The organism is Sandaracinus amylolyticus, assembly GCF_000737325.1.
Classification (GTDB): Bacteria; Myxococcota_A; Polyangia; order Polyangiales; family Sandaracinaceae; genus Sandaracinus; species Sandaracinus amylolyticus.
This window is the reverse complement of sequence record NZ_CP011125.1, coordinates 9,924,080-9,941,472: the sequence shown is the minus strand read 5'-3', so window position 1 is coordinate 9,941,472 and position 17,393 is coordinate 9,924,080. Positions and strand designations below refer to the sequence as shown.

The 17,393-nt window shown below is 74.0% G+C and carries 16 protein-coding genes and 1 pseudogene; 11 read left to right on the top strand and 6 right to left on the bottom strand.

Annotated features, from left to right (window positions below; genetic code table 11):
- Nucleotides 1-5: 5 nt before the first annotated feature.
- The 3 genes from DB32_RS42160 to DB32_RS49830 form a co-directional block, all read right to left on the bottom strand.
- On the bottom strand, nucleotides 6-890 hold the full coding sequence (locus DB32_RS42160) for a phosphatidate cytidylyltransferase (protein WP_083458638.1): 885 nt from the start codon (nucleotides 888-890) through the stop codon (nucleotides 6-8).
- The gene (gene uppS / locus DB32_RS42155; protein ID WP_053238316.1) at nucleotides 883-1,683 is read right to left on the bottom strand and encodes a polyprenyl diphosphate synthase; all 801 of its coding nucleotides are present in this window, start codon (nucleotides 1,681-1,683) and stop codon (nucleotides 883-885) included. The genes DB32_RS42160 and uppS overlap by 8 nt, the downstream gene beginning before the upstream one ends.
- Nucleotides 1,684-1,781: 98 nt before the next feature.
- The gene (locus DB32_RS49830; protein ID WP_240481326.1) at nucleotides 1,782-2,966 is read right to left on the bottom strand and encodes a peptidylprolyl isomerase; all 1,185 of its coding nucleotides are present in this window, start codon (nucleotides 2,964-2,966) and stop codon (nucleotides 1,782-1,784) included.
- On the opposite strand from DB32_RS49830, the gene DB32_RS49825 reads away from it, so the two are divergent.
- Nucleotides 2,955-3,314, top strand: a complete 360-nt coding sequence (locus DB32_RS49825) for a hypothetical protein (RefSeq protein WP_240481325.1) — start codon at nucleotides 2,955-2,957, stop codon at nucleotides 3,312-3,314. The two genes, DB32_RS49830 and DB32_RS49825, sit on opposite strands and share 12 nt — an antisense overlap.
- A 237-nt stretch (nucleotides 3,315-3,551) precedes the next feature.
- Here the strand turns inward: DB32_RS49825 and DB32_RS50370 are convergent.
- Nucleotides 3,552-4,061 (bottom strand): annotated as a pseudogene (locus DB32_RS50370) (HEAT repeat domain-containing protein); the annotation flags it as partial.
- 1,706 nt (nucleotides 4,062-5,767) lie between these two features.
- Here DB32_RS50370 and bioF point away from each other — a divergent pair.
- Both bioF and bioD read left to right on the top strand, forming a co-directional pair.
- The gene (bioF, locus tag DB32_RS42135) at nucleotides 5,768-6,937 is read left to right on the top strand and encodes an 8-amino-7-oxononanoate synthase (RefSeq protein ID WP_053238313.1); all 1,170 of its coding nucleotides are present in this window, start codon (nucleotides 5,768-5,770) and stop codon (nucleotides 6,935-6,937) included.
- A complete protein-coding gene (gene bioD, locus DB32_RS42130; RefSeq protein ID WP_053238312.1) occupies nucleotides 6,934-7,578 on the top strand; it encodes a dethiobiotin synthase in 645 nt (214 codons plus the stop codon). Before bioF ends, bioD begins: the two co-directional genes overlap by 4 nt.
- Before the next feature lie 58 nt (nucleotides 7,579-7,636).
- Here the strand turns inward: bioD and DB32_RS42125 are convergent, their stop codons facing one another.
- Nucleotides 7,637-7,939, bottom strand: a complete 303-nt coding sequence (locus DB32_RS42125) for a hypothetical protein (RefSeq protein WP_053238311.1) — start codon at nucleotides 7,937-7,939, stop codon at nucleotides 7,637-7,639.
- A gap of 102 nt (nucleotides 7,940-8,041) precedes the next feature.
- Here DB32_RS42125 and DB32_RS42120 point away from each other — a divergent pair, with 102 nt between their 5' ends.
- Together DB32_RS42120 and DB32_RS42115 are read left to right on the top strand one after the other, a co-directional pair.
- The gene (locus tag DB32_RS42120) at nucleotides 8,042-8,887 is read left to right on the top strand and encodes a DUF4397 domain-containing protein (RefSeq protein ID WP_053238310.1); all 846 of its coding nucleotides are present in this window, start codon (nucleotides 8,042-8,044) and stop codon (nucleotides 8,885-8,887) included.
- An 88-nt stretch (nucleotides 8,888-8,975) separates the two neighbouring features.
- Nucleotides 8,976-9,977: a penicillin-insensitive murein endopeptidase gene (locus tag DB32_RS42115; protein WP_053238309.1), complete on the top strand. Its 1,002-nt coding sequence runs from the start codon at nucleotides 8,976-8,978 to the stop codon at nucleotides 9,975-9,977.
- A gap of 2 nt (nucleotides 9,978-9,979) precedes the next feature.
- Here DB32_RS42115 and DB32_RS42110 read toward each other — a convergent pair whose 3' ends face one another.
- Nucleotides 9,980-10,564, bottom strand: coding sequence for a Kazal-type serine protease inhibitor family protein (locus tag DB32_RS42110; protein ID WP_053238308.1), 585 nt, complete (start codon nucleotides 10,562-10,564; stop codon nucleotides 9,980-9,982).
- A 180-nt stretch (nucleotides 10,565-10,744) separates the two neighbouring features.
- On the opposite strand from DB32_RS42110, the gene DB32_RS42105 reads away from it, so the two are divergent.
- The 6 genes from DB32_RS42105 to DB32_RS42080 are packed head-to-tail and all read left to right on the top strand — an operon-like array spanning nucleotide 10,745 to nucleotide 17,383.
- Entirely contained in the window at nucleotides 10,745-11,821 is a 1,077-nt protein-coding gene (locus DB32_RS42105; protein WP_240481324.1) for a polyprenyl synthetase family protein, read from the top strand.
- A gap of 13 nt (nucleotides 11,822-11,834) precedes the next feature.
- Complete coding sequence (gene ubiE / locus DB32_RS42100) at nucleotides 11,835-12,560, top strand: bifunctional demethylmenaquinone methyltransferase/2-methoxy-6-polyprenyl-1,4-benzoquinol methylase UbiE (protein ID WP_053238307.1); 726 nt, start codon at nucleotides 11,835-11,837, stop codon at nucleotides 12,558-12,560.
- A complete protein-coding gene (locus DB32_RS42095) occupies nucleotides 12,557-13,993 on the top strand; it encodes an isochorismate synthase (protein ID WP_053238306.1) in 1,437 nt (478 codons plus the stop codon). The genes ubiE and DB32_RS42095 overlap by 4 nt, the downstream gene beginning before the upstream one ends.
- Nucleotides 13,990-15,753, top strand: coding sequence for a 2-succinyl-5-enolpyruvyl-6-hydroxy-3-cyclohexene-1-carboxylic-acid synthase (menD, locus tag DB32_RS42090; RefSeq protein WP_053238305.1), 1,764 nt, complete (start codon nucleotides 13,990-13,992; stop codon nucleotides 15,751-15,753). Before DB32_RS42095 ends, menD begins: the two co-directional genes overlap by 4 nt.
- Nucleotides 15,750-16,490: an alpha/beta fold hydrolase gene (locus tag DB32_RS42085; RefSeq protein ID WP_053238304.1), complete on the top strand. Its 741-nt coding sequence runs from the start codon at nucleotides 15,750-15,752 to the stop codon at nucleotides 16,488-16,490. Before menD ends, DB32_RS42085 begins: the two co-directional genes overlap by 4 nt.
- The gene (locus tag DB32_RS42080; protein WP_053238303.1) at nucleotides 16,487-17,383 is read left to right on the top strand and encodes a 1,4-dihydroxy-2-naphthoate polyprenyltransferase; all 897 of its coding nucleotides are present in this window, start codon (nucleotides 16,487-16,489) and stop codon (nucleotides 17,381-17,383) included. The genes DB32_RS42085 and DB32_RS42080 overlap by 4 nt, the downstream gene beginning before the upstream one ends.
- Nucleotides 17,384-17,393: the final 10 nt, after the last annotated feature.

Genomic DNA, 17,393 nt, shown 5'->3' with positions numbered 1-17,393 from the left:
GTGATTTATCGCAGAGGCAGGATCCAGCTCGCGTAGATCAGGCACGCGAGCGCCGTGAACATCAGCGCATCGACGCGGTCGAGCAGACCGCCGTGTCCCGGCAGGATCGAGCCGCTGTCCTTCACGCCGGTGCTGCGCTTGACGAGCGACTCGACGAGGTCGCCCATCTGACCCAGCGCACCGCCGATGAGCGCGAGCAGGACGGCGTCGAGCAGCGGCAGCTCGGGGAGGAACCCGAAGTGCGCGGCGAGGCCGCCGGTGAGCGACCCGAGCAGCCCGCCGATCGAGCCCTGCACGGTCTTCGACGGCGAGACGGCGGGGTAGAGCTTCGTCTTGCCGAAGTAGCGGCCCGCGAAGTACGCGCCGGTGTCGCTCGCCCACGCGAGCCACATCGCGAGGAGCACCCACGCGCCGCCCTTCTCGAGCGTGTGCAGCACCGCGACGGTGCCGAGCAGACCGCCGACGTAGAGCGGGCCGCCGATCAGCCACGCGACGCGCGAGCCGGCGCGATCGTAGGGCAGCGGCGCGAGCAGACCGCCGAGCGCGCCGACCGCGCCGAGCCCGAGGATCAGGCCGAGCAGCGCGTCCGGCTGGTCGCGGAGGAACACCAGCACCGCGGTCGTCGCGAGCGACATCACGACGCCGAGCACGTGCATCGGCTTCGAGTCGAAGTGCGTGATCCGGAAGAGCTCGTGCGAGGCGCGCGCGATCGCGATCGCGACGAGGATCTGGAAGCCCCACCAGGGCGCCCAGAACATCAGATAGAGGAGGATCGGGATGCCGATGAGGGCGGTCCCGAGGCGCGCGAGCGTGTTGCGCAGGAAGGCGGCGTCGGCCGCCTTCTTCTTGTCCACGTCGGGCTCGGACGAGGGAGCGCTGGTCTCAGGCATGCGCGCGCGGGGCCGCGTCGGGGGCGAGGTCATCCATCGTAGCCACCTGGGCGTCGGAGGATACTCGACCGAACCGACGGTCGCGCGTCTGGAACGACTCGATCGCGCCGTAGAGATCGACCTCGGTCCAGTCGGGCCAGAGGCGATCGGAGAAATAGAGCTCGGCGTACGCCGCGCCCCAGAGCAGGAAGTTCGAGATGCGCTGCTCGCCGCCGGTGCGGATGAGCAGGTCCACCGCGCCGACCTCCATCGACGGGAGGACCGCGTCGATCAGCGACTCGTCGATGCGATGGGGGTCGAGCTCGCCCTTGGCGGCCTGCATCGCGAGGGCGCGCGCGGCGTCCGCGATCTCCTCGCGCCCGCCGTACGAGAGCGCGAGCGTGAGCGTCATCTCGTGGAAGTCCGCGGTCTCCCCCTCGATGCGATCGAGCACCTCGCGGACTCGCGCGGGGAGACGATCGCGACGGCCGACCATGCGGAGGCGGATCTGGTTCGCGATGAGCTCCTCGCGCTCCGAGAGGAGGAACTCGCGGAGCAGCTCCATGAGCGCCTCGACCTCGAAGGGCGGACGGTGCCAGTTCTGCTCGCTGAACGCGTAGAGCGTGAGCGCCCGGACGCCGAGGCGGCGGCACGCGCGCACCGTGCGCCGCACCGACTCGCTGCCCTCGCGATGGCCGATCGGACGGGGCATCCCGCGGTCCTGCGCCCAGCGGCCGTTGCCGTCCATGATGATGGCGACGTGCGCGGGCAGTCGCGTGAGGTCGACGAGCGGCACGACGTTCCCGGCTACCATGCAGATTCCGAGTGTTCAAGCAGGGTTGGACGAGCAGTACGGAGCGCGGTGCGAGCGGGCGCGGGGCTGGGTCGAAAGGACCGTAGCATCGAGGATACTCACTGCTCGAAGCGGGCGCGTCGGATGTGATCGCCCGGCTGGATGCGGTCGACCGCGTCCATGCCCGACGTGACGCGCCCGAACGCGGTGTAGCGGGCGTCGAGGTGGGGCTGCGGGGAGTGCGTGATGAAGAACTGGCTGCCGCCGGTGTCGCGCCCGGCGAGCGCCATCCCGACGACGCCGCGGTCGTAGGTGGCGCGATGGTCCTCGCAGCGCTGGGACCAGCCGGGCCCGCCATACCCGTCGCCGCGTGGATCGCCGCCCTGCACCACGAACGCCGGCACGACGCGGTGGAAGGTGAGCCCGTCGTAGAAGCCGGCGCGCACGAGCTCGACGAAGCGGGCGACCGTCGTGGGGGCGCGATCGGTCCAGAGCTCGATGACGACCTCGCCGCGGTCGGTGTCGAGCACGACGCGGCCCTGGGGCGCGGCGGCGATCGAGGGCGCATCGAGCGGTCGGGGCGGCGCGGCGGGCTCGCCGTCCGGAGGAGCGACCCCCGCCTCGGCGAGGAGCTCGAGCGCGGCGCGACGGACGGCGAGGTTGGCGTGCCGGGCGAGGGGGCGCGCGTCGGACGCGAGCTCGCGGGCGGAGAGCTCGCGAGCGGTGGCGATCCACGTCACGAGACCCTCGAGATCGTCCGCGGCGCGGACGCGGGCGAGCGCGGTGCGGAGGGCGGCGAGAACGGCGGCGGCGGGCCAGCCGTCGTCGGCGGTGTCGCCGGCGAGGACCATCGCGGCGAGGCGGCTCGCGCGGCGTGACCCGGCCGCGCGGAGCGCTTCGAGCGCGGCGTTGGTCACGCCGGCGTCCTCGTCGTCGCGCAGCGTCGCGAGCAGCGCGGCGAGCGCCTCGCGGGTGTCGAGGGCGCCCATCCCGGTCACCGCGGCCTGGCGCACGCGCGCATGCTCGTGGCGGAGGAGGCGCTGGAGGTACACGCCGCGCTGCGCTTCGGAGCCTTCGACGGCGGTGAGCACCTCGGCGGCGAGCACCTGGCGCTCGTGGTCGGCGACCTGCTCGAGACCGCAGGTGTCGACGCGCGCAGGCCAGCCGCGCCCGAGGTCGACCAGGCGCGCGACCGCGCAGTGGGCGAGGCCGCGGTCGCGGGTGGCCGGGACGTCGGGGGGAACGGCAGCGAGGCGGGCGAGCGCGTCGGCGGCGACGGTGTGGATCGCGCCGTGACGGGCCATCGGCGCGGGGACGTCGAGCGCGGTGAGGAAGACGTGGAGGGGTGGGCCGGGGGCGACGTCGCCGGAGGCGAGGAGGCGGTCGAGGAGCGCGCGGATCTGCGCGGCGTAGGCGGGCTCGGCGTGATCGGCGTGCGCGCGTCGGGCGAGCGCGCGGAGGGCGTGGACCGCGACGGTCCAGTCGGGGTCCTCGGTGGCAGCGGTGAGGCGCGCGAGGGACGAGCCGGGGTGGCGGGCGAGCGCGCGGGCCGACATCGCGCGAACGTCGGCGTCGGCGTCGTCGAGACCGCGGGCGAGCTCGTCGCCGATCGCGGTTGCGTCGGCGGGGTCGGGCGCGGGCGCGACGCGTGACAGGGCGTGGGCGCAGGCCAGGCGGACGCGCGACGAGGCGTCGTCGGGGATGCGGGTGGCCGCGCGCCGGAGAAGAGAGGCGTCCGGGACGCGACCTCGCAGGGCGGCGTTCGCGAGGCCGAGGCAGGCGGCTTCGCGCTCGACGGGATGCTCGGACGCGAGGGCGGCGGGGAGCGCGGCGAGCGCTTCGTCGGTGGCGAGGCGGCCGAGGTCGAAGAGCTGGTGCGCGCGGATCGCGGGGTCGGCCTCGGTGGCGAGCGCGCCGAGGAGCGCGGCGGAGGCGGCGTCCGGCGCGGCGTCTTCGAGGGCGCCGACGCCGAGGGAAGCGGCGTCACGGACCTCGGGCGCGGGGTCGCGCAGCGCGCGCGCGAGGAGGGGAAAAGCAGCCGGGTCGTGCAGCCGGCCGAGGGAGAGAGTGGAGGCGGCGCGGGTCTCGGCGTCGGGCGAGGCGAGCGCCGCGGTGAGGGTCGGAGAGAGGCGTCGCGCGTCGGCTTCGGCGAGGAGGACGGAGCGCGAGGGTTCGGAGGAGGACGGCGCGGAGGCGACGGGCGCGCTGGGGGGCGAGGGCGCCGAGGGGGCGTCGGTCGCGGGCGAGCTACAGCCGGCGAGGAGCGCGAGGAGAGCGAGCGGGGTGAGTCGAAGTTTCACGTGAAACGCTGCTCGGGAGGGGTCGTCAGCGTCGCACAGACGGGAGCGGGGCGCGATTGGGGTGATGGGGCGGGGCGGGCGCTCGCCTGGTAGCTCCATCGGGGCCCGGAGGTGACGAGGAGCGACGCCACCCCCGACACGGGCGTGCCCTCCCCGGCTGCCCGCGGGGCCTGCCGGCGGCCTCCGGCGGCAGCGAAGTGTCGACCGTGGAAGCGGCGGCACGCGCGCTCGGCTGCGCGCGTGCGCGCGACCAGCACGCGGACCTCGATCTCGCGACGTCTCGGACTGGGTAGCCCCCACGTGCTGAGGCCTCTGAGCAGTCCGTTTCACGTGAACCGCCGGGGCCGAGCCCCTCGGCAGCGTTCGAGCTCGTTGGGCGCGCCACGCACGAGCCGACCGCGCGCACGACTCGTCGTGCCGTGGTCTCCGGCCGCGGCGCCCCGGTACGCAGCCTCCTCCGCCCGAGCTGGTCCACTGCTAGTCAGCGGGAGCGCGCGGCCGCGGACCTCCGCGTGCGGGCACGACGCCGGCGCCGGGCTGGTCGGCGCGCGTCGGCGTGGCCCCGCGTCCTCCTGCCGCGCCGTCGCGCCGAACTCCCGTGGGCCGCGGGGATTGCGCCGCGTCGGTGCACGCGCTCCGCCGGCCACCCTCTCGCAGCGGCCCCGCCGCGCTCGGATCGAGGCACGGGCCAAGCCTGCCGCCGCCACGGTCCGCGACGCTGTGCGATCACCTCTCCCATCCACACCGTGGATCGCGCGCGAACGTGTCCCCCCGAACCCGGGCGGTCTGCGGCTCGAGTCGCTAACGACGCATGGCGTGAGAGCCTCCGCCCGCCGCTGCCGCCCTGGCCCCTTCCCGCGCGAGTGGACCGTTCGTCGCGCTCGCAGCCGAACCACGCGCACTCCTCCGAACGAGGCGGCCCCGGCGTTCCGGTCGCCCTGCGTCCAACACCCGTCCCGAGCGGCTGTGCACTGCTCGCGGAGGACGCCGACCGCCCTGGGCACCGCACCTCCCGAGTGCCCGCGATGCCTGCGTCCCGACCGGTCGCCGTCTCCCCCGGAGGACCCGACTCGTTGAGTCCCGCCGGGCCTCGACGGAAGGTCGCAGCGCCCGCGCGCCGCTCCCATCGACACGCGCCGACGTCTCACGTGAAACCACCTTCCCCCGCGCCGCGTCGCGCTCCTCCGCAACTCCTCGGCGATCGGAAACACGCTGCTCCCGCTGCCGGCGCGCGTCTCCGCCTGCCCCGTTCCAAGAGGTCCCCGGCATTCCTCGTCTCGCTCGCTACCAGGAGCGTCAGCGCTCGGTGCGACGGCGTGGTTCCGCAGCCGTCGTCCCGCGGCCCACCAATCGTCCGAAGAGCATCGCCGACACCCACCGGGTGCCCTCGGCTCGACGCGGGACCTGCGCGGCAAACCCGCGGCAACGCGACGAGCTGGTCCCCCGCTCAGCTGCGCTCGCCCGCACGGGCAGCCTGCCCTGCCTCCCGTCCCGCCGTACGCGCGCACCCGGCGCCCACGAGACTTCGGGCTCGCCACGAGTTTCACGTGAAACGAGCCTCACCGCGCGCGTTGTCCGTTTCACGTGAAACGCTCGCCAGAGCCGTCTGCGCGCTCGCTGCAGCAACCATCCGCGCCCCGACGCCCCGCCGCGCCGACCCCTAGCTGCGCCGCTTCGGTCCCCCCCATCCACGAGCCCCGCCGACAGGACTCGACCCTTCCAGCACCTCAGCTCCCACCGTTTCACGTGAAACGCGCACCCGCCGCACCTGCCCCGCTGACCCTCCCCTGCTACCCTCGCCCGCCGTGCGCTTTGCCGAACACGTCCGGGCTCGCCTCGCCGACATCGAACACGCCGGGCTGCTCAGGACCCCGCGGCGCGTCACCAGCCCTCAAGGGCCCACCGCCGTCATCGACGGGCGCGAGGTCGTTCTCCTCTGCTCGAACGACTACCTCGGGCACGCCTCGCACCCCGAGCTCGCCGCCGCCCAACGCGACGCCCTCGTCCGCTGGGGGTCCGGCGCCGCCGCCTCCCGGCTGATCAGCGGCACCATGAGCCCGCACCGCGAGGCCGAGCTCGCCCTCGCCCGCTTCGCCGAACACGAGTCGTCGCTCCTCTTCTCCAGCGGCTACGCCGCCAACGTCGGTGCGATCTCCGCGCTCGTCGGGCCGGGCGACCTCGTCCTCAGCGACACGCTCAACCACGCCTCGCTGATCGACGGATGCCGGCTCTCCCGCGCTCGCGTCCTCGTCTACCGCCACGCCGACGTCGAGCACGCCGCCGCGCTCCTCGCCGCCCATCGCCACGAGGCCCGAACCGCGCTCGTGGTCACCGACTCGATCTTCTCGATGGACGGCGACCTCGCGCCCCTCGCCGCGCTCCGTGCCCTCGCCGATCGCTTCGACGCCGGGCTCTACGTGGACGAAGCCCATGCCCTCGGCGTTCGTGGGCCGGGCGGCCGCGGGCTCTCGGCCGAGCTCGACGTTCGCCCCGACGTCGTGCTCGGCACGCTCGGCAAGGCGCTCGGGCTCGCGGGGGCCTTCGTCGTCTCGAGCAGCGACGTGGTCCGGCTCGTCGAGAACCGCGCCCGCAGCTTCGTCTTCTCGACCGGTACGCCCCCCGCCCTCGCCGCGGCGGTCCCGACCGCGCTCCATCTCCTCGAGCGCGCCGACGACGGCCGCGCCCGCCTCGCCCGTCACACCGCACGCCTGCGCCGCGAGCTGCCCGCGCTCGGCTTCGACGTCCCCGATGGCGAGACCCCGATCGTGCCGGTGCTCCTCGGCGAGCCCGCTGCCGCGATGCGCGTCTCCGCGGCCCTCCTCGAGCGCGGCGTGTTCGCCCACGGCATCCGGCCGCCGACGGTGCCGCAAGGAACGTCTCGACTCCGCCTCGTCCCGACCGCCGCACACACCGACGAGCACCTCGATCGAGTCCTCGACGCCTTCGCCGCCGTCGCCGCGGACCTCCGCCGATGAAGGGCCTCTTCGTGACCGCGACCGGCACCGGCGCCGGCAAGACCACGGTCGCCACCGCGCTCGCCCGGGCGCTTCGCGCGGACGGCATCTCGGTCGCCGCGCTGAAGCCGATCGAGACCGGCGTCGACCCCGTCGCCGCCGATGCGCGCGCGCTCGCCGACGCCTCGGGCGATCCCGCCCTCGCCGACGACCCTCGCTGGTACCGCGCCGCGGCCCCCCTGAGCCCCTACGCAGCCGAGCTCGACGGCGCGCCGCCCCTCCAGCTCGATTCCCTGCTCGCGACCCTCTGCGAGCACGCGCGCGCCCGCTTCGTGCTCGTCGAAGGTGCCGGCGGCCTCCTCGTCCCGCTCGACCGCGACCACACGATCGCGGACCTCGCGGTCTCGCTCCACCTCCCGCTGATCGTCGTCGCGCCCGACCGGCTCGGCGTGCTCTCCGACGCGCTCACCACGTGCGAGGCCGCGGCGCGCCGGGGGCTCACCGTCGGTGCGCTCGTCCTCAACCGCACCACGCCCGAGCCCGACGTCAGCACCCGCTCGAACGCCCGAATCCTCGCGGAGCGCCTCCCGCGGATCCCAATCGTTCTGCACGGATACGGCGCGACCGACGTGGATCCCGCCCTGCGCGCGCTCGCTCGTTAGTGGCGCGGCCCGGACGTTCGCTCCGCGGAACAGCACCGCGCCAGAAAACGCGGAGCGACTAGCGCAGCAGCAGCACCGCGATCACGACGGCCGCCCCGAGGCGCAGCGCGAGGGCGAACCCCAGCGCGCGCACCAACGACACCGGCGCGCCTTCGCGTCGTGCCCGGCGGATCACGTCCCACGACGGAACGTTCAGGCCCGCCACCGCGCCCAGCATCAGCGCGAGCGTGATCGCCTTCGCCGCGCCCTCGAGCTGCGCCGGACCGAGCACCAGCATCAGCGCCGCGACCAGCACCGGCCACGTGAGCCGGGCCATGAGCCGCACCTTGCGCGCGTGCGCCTTCTCGGCCGCGTCGTCCATCGAGGGGCGCGAACATGCGCCATCCGCGCCGCCCCCGCATCCCGCACCACTTGACTCGTGCACCCCCTCGGGGGCAAAGCCGGCTGGCTCCAAGGAGGAACGATGCGCTCACGTCCCTGGTCGACGCTCTTCATCTCGCTCGCCCTCGCCGCCTGTGGCGGCGCTCCTGCCGCCGAGCCAGAGCCCGAGCCCACGACCGCGGGCGCCGAAGAGCCGCCTCCGCCTCCGCCTCCCCCGCCGCCGGCGCGCATCCGCGCCGTCCACGCGACCAGCGAGCCCGCGGTGTCGAGCGTGTCGTTCGCGTTCGCCGAAGGCGCCGAGCCGGTGATCAGCAACCTCGCGTATCGCAGCGCGACCGCGTACCTCGAGGTGCCGCCCGGCGCCCACCACGTGCGCGTGCTCGGCGTGCCCTCGGTCGAGACCGGCGAGGCGCCGGAGCTGCTCGCCACCGACACCGAGCTCGCGTCCGAGAGCAGCACGACGCTGATCCTGGTCGGGATGGCCGCCGGCGATCCGCCGCTCGCGGTCGTCGTCGCGCCGGATCGCACCGAGCCGCCGGGCGAAGGGCTCGCCGCGCTGCGCCTCTACCACGCGATCGCGGGCCAGGGCCCGGTCGACGTCTGCGTCGCCGGCGCGGCACCGCGCGATCCCGCGCTCCCCGTGTTCACCGCGGTCGAGCCGAACGCGTTCGCGCGCGGCGACGCGGGCGAGTGGGCCGACGTGCTGCCCTCGGGCGAGATCGCGCTGCAGCTCCGCGCGCCGAACCCGACGCCGTGCCGCGGCCGCGTCCTCGGCGTCGCGCGGTTCACGCCGAGCGCCGGCTCGCGCCACACGCTGGTCGCGGTCGGTCGTGCGTCGGGGCGCCCGCGCGTCGATCGCGAGCTCCTCGTCTGCAACGACCCGCCGGGCGATGGTGCGTGCACCGTCGTGCCGATCGCCGCGCGCTGAGGCTCGCGTCCCGAGAGCGACGGGCCCGCGCACCGGCGGGCCCGTCGCTTTTTTGCGTTCTGCGCGAGGCTCGGGTGAGGGTCGGAGCATGCGCGCCCGTGCCGCACTCGGCGTCGCGCTCGTGATCGTCGCGCTCGCGCTCGCTCCGCTCGGTGCACGCGCCGATCTCGAGCCGATCGCGTACACCGTCGTCCGCGGCGACACCGCGATGCGCATCGCGTCGCGCCACGGGCTCTCGCTGTCCGAGCTCGGTGCGCTCAACGAGGGACAGAACCTCGATCGCCTGCGCGCCGGGCAGTCACTGGTCGTCGGGCACGGCCACGCGATCCGCCATCGCGTGCGGCCGCGCGAGACCGTCACGATGATCTGCGAGCGCTACGGCATCTCGAGCGCCGAGCTCGCTCGATGGAACGACGGCATCGACGACGATCGACTGCCCGTCGATCGCGAGCTCCGCCTCTGGGCGCGTCGCGACGACCCTCCGAGCCAGTCGGTCGGGCGCCCGGATCGCGGCGAGCTCGTGCACGGCGTCGCGATCCCCTCGCACCCCGCGTACGTCGTGCGCGACCCCGAGCGCGCGTGGGTCGCCCGCCACGTGGCCGAGCATCTCGCGCGCGCGTTCGACGCCGTGCTCACGATCGACGCGAACGCGCCGCGCGTGCAGATCCGCGACGCGAGCCTGCCCTCGGGCGGACGGCTTCGCCGCCATCGCAGCCACCAGAGCGGGCGCGACGTCGATCTCGCGTACTACCAGCGACGCTGTCCGAGCGGTCTGTGCAGCCGGCGCTGGATGCGGCCCGACGCGCTCGACGCGCGTCTGCAGTGGGCGCTGATCGAGTCGTGGCTGCGCGCCGACGTGGTCGAGTACGTCTTCGTGGATCACGAGCTCCAGGAGCCGCTCTGGCGCGCCGCGCGGGACGCCGGCGCGACGCGCGAGGAGCTCTCGCGATGGTTCCAGTGGCCGCGCGCCGCGCACGTGCGCACCGGCGTGATCCGCCACGTGCCGCGCCACGCCGAGCACCTCCACGTGCGGTTCGCGTGCGCGCCGCGCGACGAGACGTGCGTGCCGAGCGTGCGCGACAGCGACTGATCTCAGAGGTACGGGCCGCAGCGCTGCCGGTGCATGTGGCAGGTGTACTGGTCTCGGTTCGGACACGCGTCGGCCTCGGTGCACGCGCACTCGTCGATCGCGACGCACGGGCCCCAGCACTGCGCGACCACCGACGCGACCTGCCCTGCCGGGCACGTGGGCTCGATCGCGCGGCATCGTACGTCGCGGCGATCGCAGCTCGTCGCCCCGGTCGTCGCGCAAGCGCCGGTGCGCGCGATCGAGGCGCCGGCCGCGTGAGCGTCGCACTCGTTGCCGTACGTGGTGCCGTCGCAGCCGCACACCGGCGCGTGCACGTCCGGGCAGACGCCCGGTCGTGCGATGCAGGTGCCCCCGCCGTCGTCGGCGCCGCACTCACCGGGCGGGAAGATGCAGACCTCGCCGTCGTCGCACGCCGCGCCGCCGCGCGTGCCGCACGCGAGGCCGCTCGCCGCGTCGTTCGAGGTCGACGCCGCGTCGCCACCGCCGGTCTGGGCGTCGTGGTCGACCTGCCCGTCGGGCACCGTCTCGCGCGACTCCGAGCAGCCGAGCACGAGGACCAGGAACGCGACGATCGCCGTCTTCCGCATGTCGACTCTCCGTAAGCGAAATCGGTGTGAGCGTACCAGCCCTTCGCCTTGACCGATCCAGGCCACCCGACCTACACCTGTTGCGTTCCGAGGTTTCAAAGTTTCTTGAAACCTGTGCGAGCAGCCCCGGACGGTGCGCCCCGAACGCGGAGCGCAGACCCGTCCAGAAGGAGAGAGCCCATGCCGACTGCCGTCGCGGCTCGAATGGACGGGACGGAGACCGGTCGCGCCGAGGTGCTGCGCCGCCTCGAGGCCATCTGCGGTGATCGCGACCTCGCGTCGCTGGGACGTCGCCTCGAGGACCTCGCCGGGCTGGTTCACGCCGACATGGCGTCGCTGGAGCGTGACCTCGCGGTCCCGAGCGGGCCGCGCGCGATTCACGCGGGGGCATCGCACCTGCTCGCGCTCGGCGGCAAGCGGCTGCGCCCGATGTGCGTCGCGCTCGCGTCGCGCGTCGGCACCGGGTTCGATGCGCGCGGGCGTGCGCTCGCGGTCGCGGTCGAGCTCGTGCACAACGCGACGCTGCTCCACGACGACGTCGTCGATCTCGGCGACACGCGTCGCGGCGCGCCGACGACGCGCGCGGTGTGGGGCAACGCGGTGAGCATCTTCGCGGGCGACTGGCTGCTCGTGGATGCGCTGCGCCGGGTGCGCGCGGCGAACGTCCCGGGGACGCTCGAGCGCCTGCTCGACGTGATCGACGAGATGATCCAGGCGGAGTCGCTGCAGCTCGAGCGACGCGGTCGTCTCGAGACCGGGCGCGAGACCTGGGAGCGCGTGGTCGAGGGCAAGACCGCGGCGCTCTTCCGCTGGGCGATGTTCGCGGGCGCGCGCGCCGGCGGGCTCGACGAGCGCGGCGTGAGCGCGCTCGAGGAGTACGGCCTGCACCTCGGCGTCGCGTTCCAGGCGATCGACGATCTGCTCGATCTCAGCGGCGATCAGCGCGCGACGGGCAAGGCGCTCTTCACCGATCTGCGCGAGGGCAAGATGACGTACCCGCTCATCCTCGCGATGGAGCGCGATCGCGCGGCCGAGCCGCTGCTGCGCGCGGTGATCGCCGACGAGGGCGGCGACGAGCAGGCGCGCTTCGACGAGATGGTCGTCGTGCTCGAGCGCACCGGCGCGCTCCACGACTGTCGCGCGCTCGCCGAGACGCACGCGCAGCGCGCCGTCGACGCGCTCGCGGTGCTCCCTCAGGGCAAGGCCACCGAGGCGCTCGTGACGGTCGCGGAAGCGACGGTCGCGCGCCGCGCGTGAGGAGGACGTCGTCATGGGACAGGAAGCCCTCACGACGGTGCGCCCGGGATCGGGCGAGTTCTTCGACGCGATCGCGAAGCGCTACGACCTGCTGAACCGGATCATCTCGCTCGGGATCGATCAGGGCTGGCGCATCAAGACGGTGCGCGCGCTGGGCTTGGCACCCGGGATGCGCGTGCTCGATCTCGCGACCGGCACCGCGGATCTCGCGATCATGACCGCGCGTCGCAGCGCCGGTGTCGACGTGGTCGGGATCGATCCGTCGCGCGAGATGCTCGCGATCGGCCGCACGAAGGTGAGCAAGGGCGGGCTCGACACGCGCGTGACGTTGCTCGAGGGCGACGCGCAGCAGATCGCGCAGCCGGACGATTGCTTCGACGCGATCACGATCGCGTTCGGCATCCGCAACGTGCCCGATCGTGCTCGTGCGCTGCGCGAGATGGTGCGCGTCGGAAAGCCGGGCGCGCGCGTCGCGATCCTGGAGCTCGGCGAGCCTCGCAGCGGGATCCTCGGGCCGCTCGCGCGCTTCCACGTGCACGTCGTGGTGCCGACGATCGGCGCGCTGCTCTCGGGCGCGAAGGAGTACCGGTACCTCCAGACGTCGATCGCGGCGTTCCCCGAGCCCGAGACGTTCGCGCAGCAGATGCGCGATGCGGGCATGGCCGATGTGAAGGTGCATCCGCTGACGTTCGGCGTCTGTCACCTCTACACGGGTCGTGTGCCGGAGGGCGCGCGGTGAGCGCTCCGGCGCACGCGCTCCGCAACGACGAGCCCTCGTCGTACGCGGAGACGCGCGCACCGCGCGTGGCGTCGATCGACTCGGCGCGCGCGTTCGTGCGCGCGACGTTGCTCGAGGCGCCGCGCGAAGGCGTGCTCGCGATCACGGTGCCCGCGCCGGTCACGCCGGTGGAGGCTCCGCTGCGCGCGCTGCGCAAGGGCACGACGTGGGTGTTCGCGCCGAGCGAAGGCGTGAGCGTCGCCGCGATCGGCGTGGCGCGCGAGGCGCGCGCGAGCGGGGAGGCTCGGTTCGTCGAAGCACGCGCGGCGTGCGAGGCGATGCTCGGGCAGGTCGTGCATCGCGTGGACGCGGGCGCGCTCGCGATCCCGGTGCGCGCGTTCGTGGGATTCGCGTTCGCGGCCGGCACCGCGTGCGCGGCCCCGTGGGAGTCGTTCGGCGATGCGCGGGTGACGCTGCCGCGCTGGACGTACGCGAGCGACGGTGCGCGCGCTTCGTTGACGCTGGCGATCGACGTCGGGCGCGGGATGGACGAGCGGCTCGCGCTCGCCGAGCTCGAAGCGGTGTACGGCGCGATCGAGACCGCGCGGCGCCAGCCGAGCGACGCAGCGACCATCGTGCGCGCCGATCATCTCGACGCCGCGCGCTGGGCACGATCGATCGAGGCGATCCGCAGCGCGATCGAGCGCGGGGATGCGCGCAAGATCGTCGCGGCGCGGCGCAGCGTGATCACGACGGCGAGCGACATCGAGCCGCTCGACGTGCTCACGCGCCTCGGCGAGACGCGAGGGCCGACCACGCGCTTCATGGCGCGGGTGGGCAGCGCGACGTTCCTCGGCGCGACGCCCGAGCACCTCTTCGTGCAGCGCGGAACGCGCATCGCGACCGAGGCGCTCGCAGGATCGATCGCGGCCGACGCCGAGCGCGGCGGAGAGCGGCTCGTGGCGAGCGCGAAGGATCGCGAGGAGCACGCGTACGTCGTGCGCCACATCGTCGAGCGCCTCGCGCCGCTGTGCGCGCGCGTCGCGCATCCCGATGCACCGCAGGTGCGTCGGCTGTCGACCGTCATGCACCTGCGCACGCCGATCGAGGCCGAGCTCGCGAGGCCGACCCATCCGATCGACGTGATCGCGGCGCTGCATCCCACGCCCGCGGTGGGCGGCACGCCCGTCGAGCACGCGGTGCCGTGGATCGTGCAGCACGAGACCGAGCGCGGCTGGTACGGCGCGCCGTTCGGCTGGATCGACGCGCGCGGTGATGCGGAGTTCGTGGTCGCGCTGCGGTGCGGCGTGATCCAGGGCGCGCGCGCGTGGCTCTGGGCGGGCGGCGGCATCGTCGAGGGCTCGGATCCGCAGGCCGAGTGGGACGAGACCGCGCTCAAGATGCGCCCGATGCTGCGGGCGCTGGGCTGCCGAGAGAACGGAGCGGTGCGGTGAACGACCTCGGCGCCCCCGCCACGCTGCTCGGCGAGTGGGCGCGCATCGTCGCGAGCGCGCTCGTCGAGAGCGGGGTGCGCGAGGTCGTGATCTCGCCGGGCTCGCGCTCGACGCCCTTCGTGATCGCGATCTCGGCGCGCGAGGAGATGCGCGTCGTCGACGTGCTCGACGAGCGCAGCGCGGCGTTCGTCGCGCTCGGGATGGCGCGCGCGAGCGCGCGTCCGGTCGCGCTCTTGTGCACGTCGGGCACCGCGCCCGCGCACTGGTATCCCGCGATCATCGAGGCGTCGCTGAGCGACATCCCGCTCGTGTGCCTGAGCGCGGATCGTCCGTTCGAGCACGCGCACTGCGGCGCGGCGCAGACGATCGATCAGATCGCGCTCTTCGGATCGCACGTGCGCTTCTTCGCGGAGGTCGGCGCGCCCGATGCGAGCGAGAGCGCGCTCTTCGGGCTGCGTCGCACGGTCGCGCAGGCGGTCGCGAGGTCGCGCGATCCGCGGCCCGGTCCGGTGCACCTGAACCTGCGCGCGCGGAAGCCGCTCGAGCCCCGAGCGCCCGAGACGCCGAGCGAGCTCGCGCTGCGGGCCCGCGTCGATCGTGTGCTCGCGACGCCGCTCACCCGCGCTGCGTCGTGCGAGGTGGTGCCCGCGATCGACGAGGCGGTCGCGCTGCTCGCGCGCGCACGTCGGCCGTGGATCGTCGCGGGCCCGATGCCCGCCCACGATCGCGCGGCGCGCGAGGCAACGCTCGCGATCGCGCGCACCACCGGCGCACCGCTCTTCGCGGAGTCGACGAGCCAGCTGCGCTTCGGGTCGCGTGATCGTGTGGTCGCGCTCGACGCGCTCGACCTCGCCCTGCGCGTCAGCGGCGACGACGATCTGCCCGACGTGATCCTGCAGCTCGGCGCGACGCCGACCTCGAGCGCGTACGAGCGCTTCGTGGCGCGTCATCCCGAGATCGCGCGCATCGTCGCGGGCGCGAGCGACTGGACCGATCCCCACGGCAGCGCGCGCGTGATGTTGCTCGGAGATCGCGGCGCGACGCTGCGCGCGCTCGCGTCCTCGCTGCCGGTGCTCGAGCTCGACATGGCGTGGAGGGATCGCTGGGTCGCGCGCGAGCGACGCGCGTGGCACGCGATCGAGGCGCACCTCGAGGAGAGCTCGACGCTCGGCGAGGGCACGGTTGCGCGCGCAACCGTGCGCGCCCTCCCCCGCGGCGCGTACCTCTCGATCGGCAACTCGCTGCCCATTCGCACCGTCGATCGCTACGTGCGCGGCGGCGAGCACGACGTCGCGGTGCTCTGTCAGCGCGGCGCGAACGGGATCGACGGCTTGGTCTCCGGCGCGATCGGCGCGTCGATCGCGACCGGCACGCCGGGCGCGCTGATGCTCGGTGATCTCTCGCTGCTCCACGACGTCGGCGGGCTCGCGAGCGCGCGCCTGGTCTCCGCCCCGCTCGCGATCGTCGTCGTGCAGAACGGCGGTGGGCGCATCTTCGAGCAGCTGCCGGTCGCGAGCGTCGCGCCCTGGGCGATGACGCACTTCACGCTCGCAGATCAGGGCCGCCCCGATCTCGCGCACGCCGCTGCGCTGTTCGGGCTCGGCTTCGCGCGGGTGAGTGATGCACCTTCGCTGCATGCCGCGCTCGAGCGCGCGCTGGTGCACGAAGGCGTGACCATCATCGAGGCGATCGTGCCGCCCCACGGCGCCCACGACGCCGACGCGGACGTCGAACGGCGCTTGCGCGAGCTCGAGACGTGACCACGCCCTTCGTGTTCCTGCACGGGTTCACGGGCTCGCCTGCGAGCTGGGCGCCGGTGCTCGCGCACGTGCCCGACGCAGACGCGCTCGCGCTCCTCGGTCATGCGGGATCGACGAGCACCGCGCGCACCTGGGACGAGGAGATCGAACGTCTCGCGGCGTCGATCACGGGCCGAGTGCACCTCGTCGGGTACTCGCTCGGCGGGCGCATCGCGCTCGCGGTCGCGCTGCGACGTCCCGAGGTGATCGCGCAGCTCACGCTGATCGGTGCGAGCCCGGGCATCGAGGACGACGTCGAGCGCGCAGCACGACGCGAGGCCGACGAAGCGCGCGCCCGGATGCTCGAGCGCGAAGGCCTCGACGCGTTCGTCGATGCGTGGGAGCGCGAGCCCATCTTCGCGACCCAGCAGACGCTCTCGCCCGAGGTGCGCGCCGCGCATCGCCGCATCCGTCTCGCTCAGCGCGCCGGCGGGCTCGCGACGAGCCTGCGCGTGCTCGGCCAGGGCGCGATGCCGAGCCTCTGGCCCGAGCTCGCCACGCTCGACGTGCCCACGCGCCTCGTCGTGGGCAGCGAGGACGCCAAGCTGCGCGCGATCGCGACGCGCATGCTCGAGCGCCTTCCGCGCGCGACGTTGCACGTGGTCGGCGGCGCCGGTCACGACGTGGGCCTCGAGCGACCCGATGCGCTCGCCGCGATCCTGCTCCAGGAGTCCCTCCTCCAGGAAGACACAGCATGACGACGAACGTGCAGCCCGGATCGACGCGCGCTTGGCTGCTCGCCTCGCGCCCCGCGACGCTGACCGCTGCGTTCGTGCCGGTCGCGGTCGGCACCGCGTGCGCCGCGGCGATGAACGGCCTCCGATGGGATACCGCGCTCGCCGCGTTGCTCGGCGCGTTCGGGATCCAGATCGGGACGAACTTCGCGAACGACGTGTTCGACGCCGAGAAGGGCGCCGACACCGAAGAGCGCCTCGGGCCGACCCGCGCAGTGCAGGCCGGGCTCATCGACGCGCGCGCGATGCGCCGCGGGATGATCCTCGCGTTCCTGTTCTCGACCGCGTGCGGCGTGTACCTCGTCGCGCAGGCGGGCTGGCCGATCGTCGCGATCGGCATCGCGTCGATCCTGAGCGGCATCGCGTACACCGGCGGGCCCTACCCGCTCGGCTACAACGGGCTCGGCGACGTCTTCGTGATGATCTTCTTCGGGTTCGTCGCGGTGTGCGGGACCACCTTCGTACAGACCGGCGACGTGCCCGCGATCGCGTGGTGGGCGAGCGTGCCCGTCGGCGCGATCGCGACCGCGATCCTCGTCGTGAACAACCTGCGCGATCGCGTCACCGACGTGAAGGCCGGCAAGCGCACGCTCGCGGTGCGGTTCGGGCGCACCGGCGCGGAGATCGAGTACGGCCTCTTGATCCTCGCGTCGTACGCGACGCCGGTCGCGATGTGGCTCGAGGGGCTCGCGTCACCCTGGGTGATGCTCCCGGTCGTGACGTTCCCGCTCGCGATGCGGCTGTTCGGCGAGGTGCGCGCCCGCGAGGGCGCCCCGCTCAACGCGACGCTCGCCGGCACCGCGCGGCTCCTCCTGATCTTCGGCGTGCTCTTCTCGATCGGCATCGCCCTCGGCTAGCCGAGCCCTT

Coding starts and splice junctions, on each gene's coding strand:
- DB32_RS42160 (WP_083458638.1), bottom strand. CDS start 890: ATGCCTGAGACCAGCGCTCCCTCGTCCGAGCCCGACGTGGACAAGAAG.
- uppS (WP_053238316.1), bottom strand. CDS start 1,683: ATGGTAGCCGGGAACGTCGTGCCGCTCGTCGACCTCACGCGACTGCCC.
- DB32_RS49830 (WP_240481326.1), bottom strand. CDS start 2,966: ATGGCCCGTCACGGCGCGATCCACACCGTCGCCGCCGACGCGCTCGCC.
- bioD (WP_053238312.1), top strand. CDS start 6,934: ATGAAGGGCCTCTTCGTGACCGCGACCGGCACCGGCGCCGGCAAGACC.
- DB32_RS42125 (WP_053238311.1), bottom strand. CDS start 7,939: ATGGACGACGCGGCCGAGAAGGCGCACGCGCGCAAGGTGCGGCTCATG.
- DB32_RS42120 (WP_053238310.1), top strand. CDS start 8,042: ATGCGCTCACGTCCCTGGTCGACGCTCTTCATCTCGCTCGCCCTCGCC.
- DB32_RS42115 (WP_053238309.1), top strand. CDS start 8,976: ATGCGCGCCCGTGCCGCACTCGGCGTCGCGCTCGTGATCGTCGCGCTC.
- DB32_RS42110 (WP_053238308.1), bottom strand. CDS start 10,564: ATGCGGAAGACGGCGATCGTCGCGTTCCTGGTCCTCGTGCTCGGCTGC.
- DB32_RS42105 (WP_240481324.1), top strand. CDS start 10,745: ATGCCGACTGCCGTCGCGGCTCGAATGGACGGGACGGAGACCGGTCGC.
- ubiE (WP_053238307.1), top strand. CDS start 11,835: ATGGGACAGGAAGCCCTCACGACGGTGCGCCCGGGATCGGGCGAGTTC.
- DB32_RS42080 (WP_053238303.1), top strand. CDS start 16,487: ATGACGACGAACGTGCAGCCCGGATCGACGCGCGCTTGGCTGCTCGCC.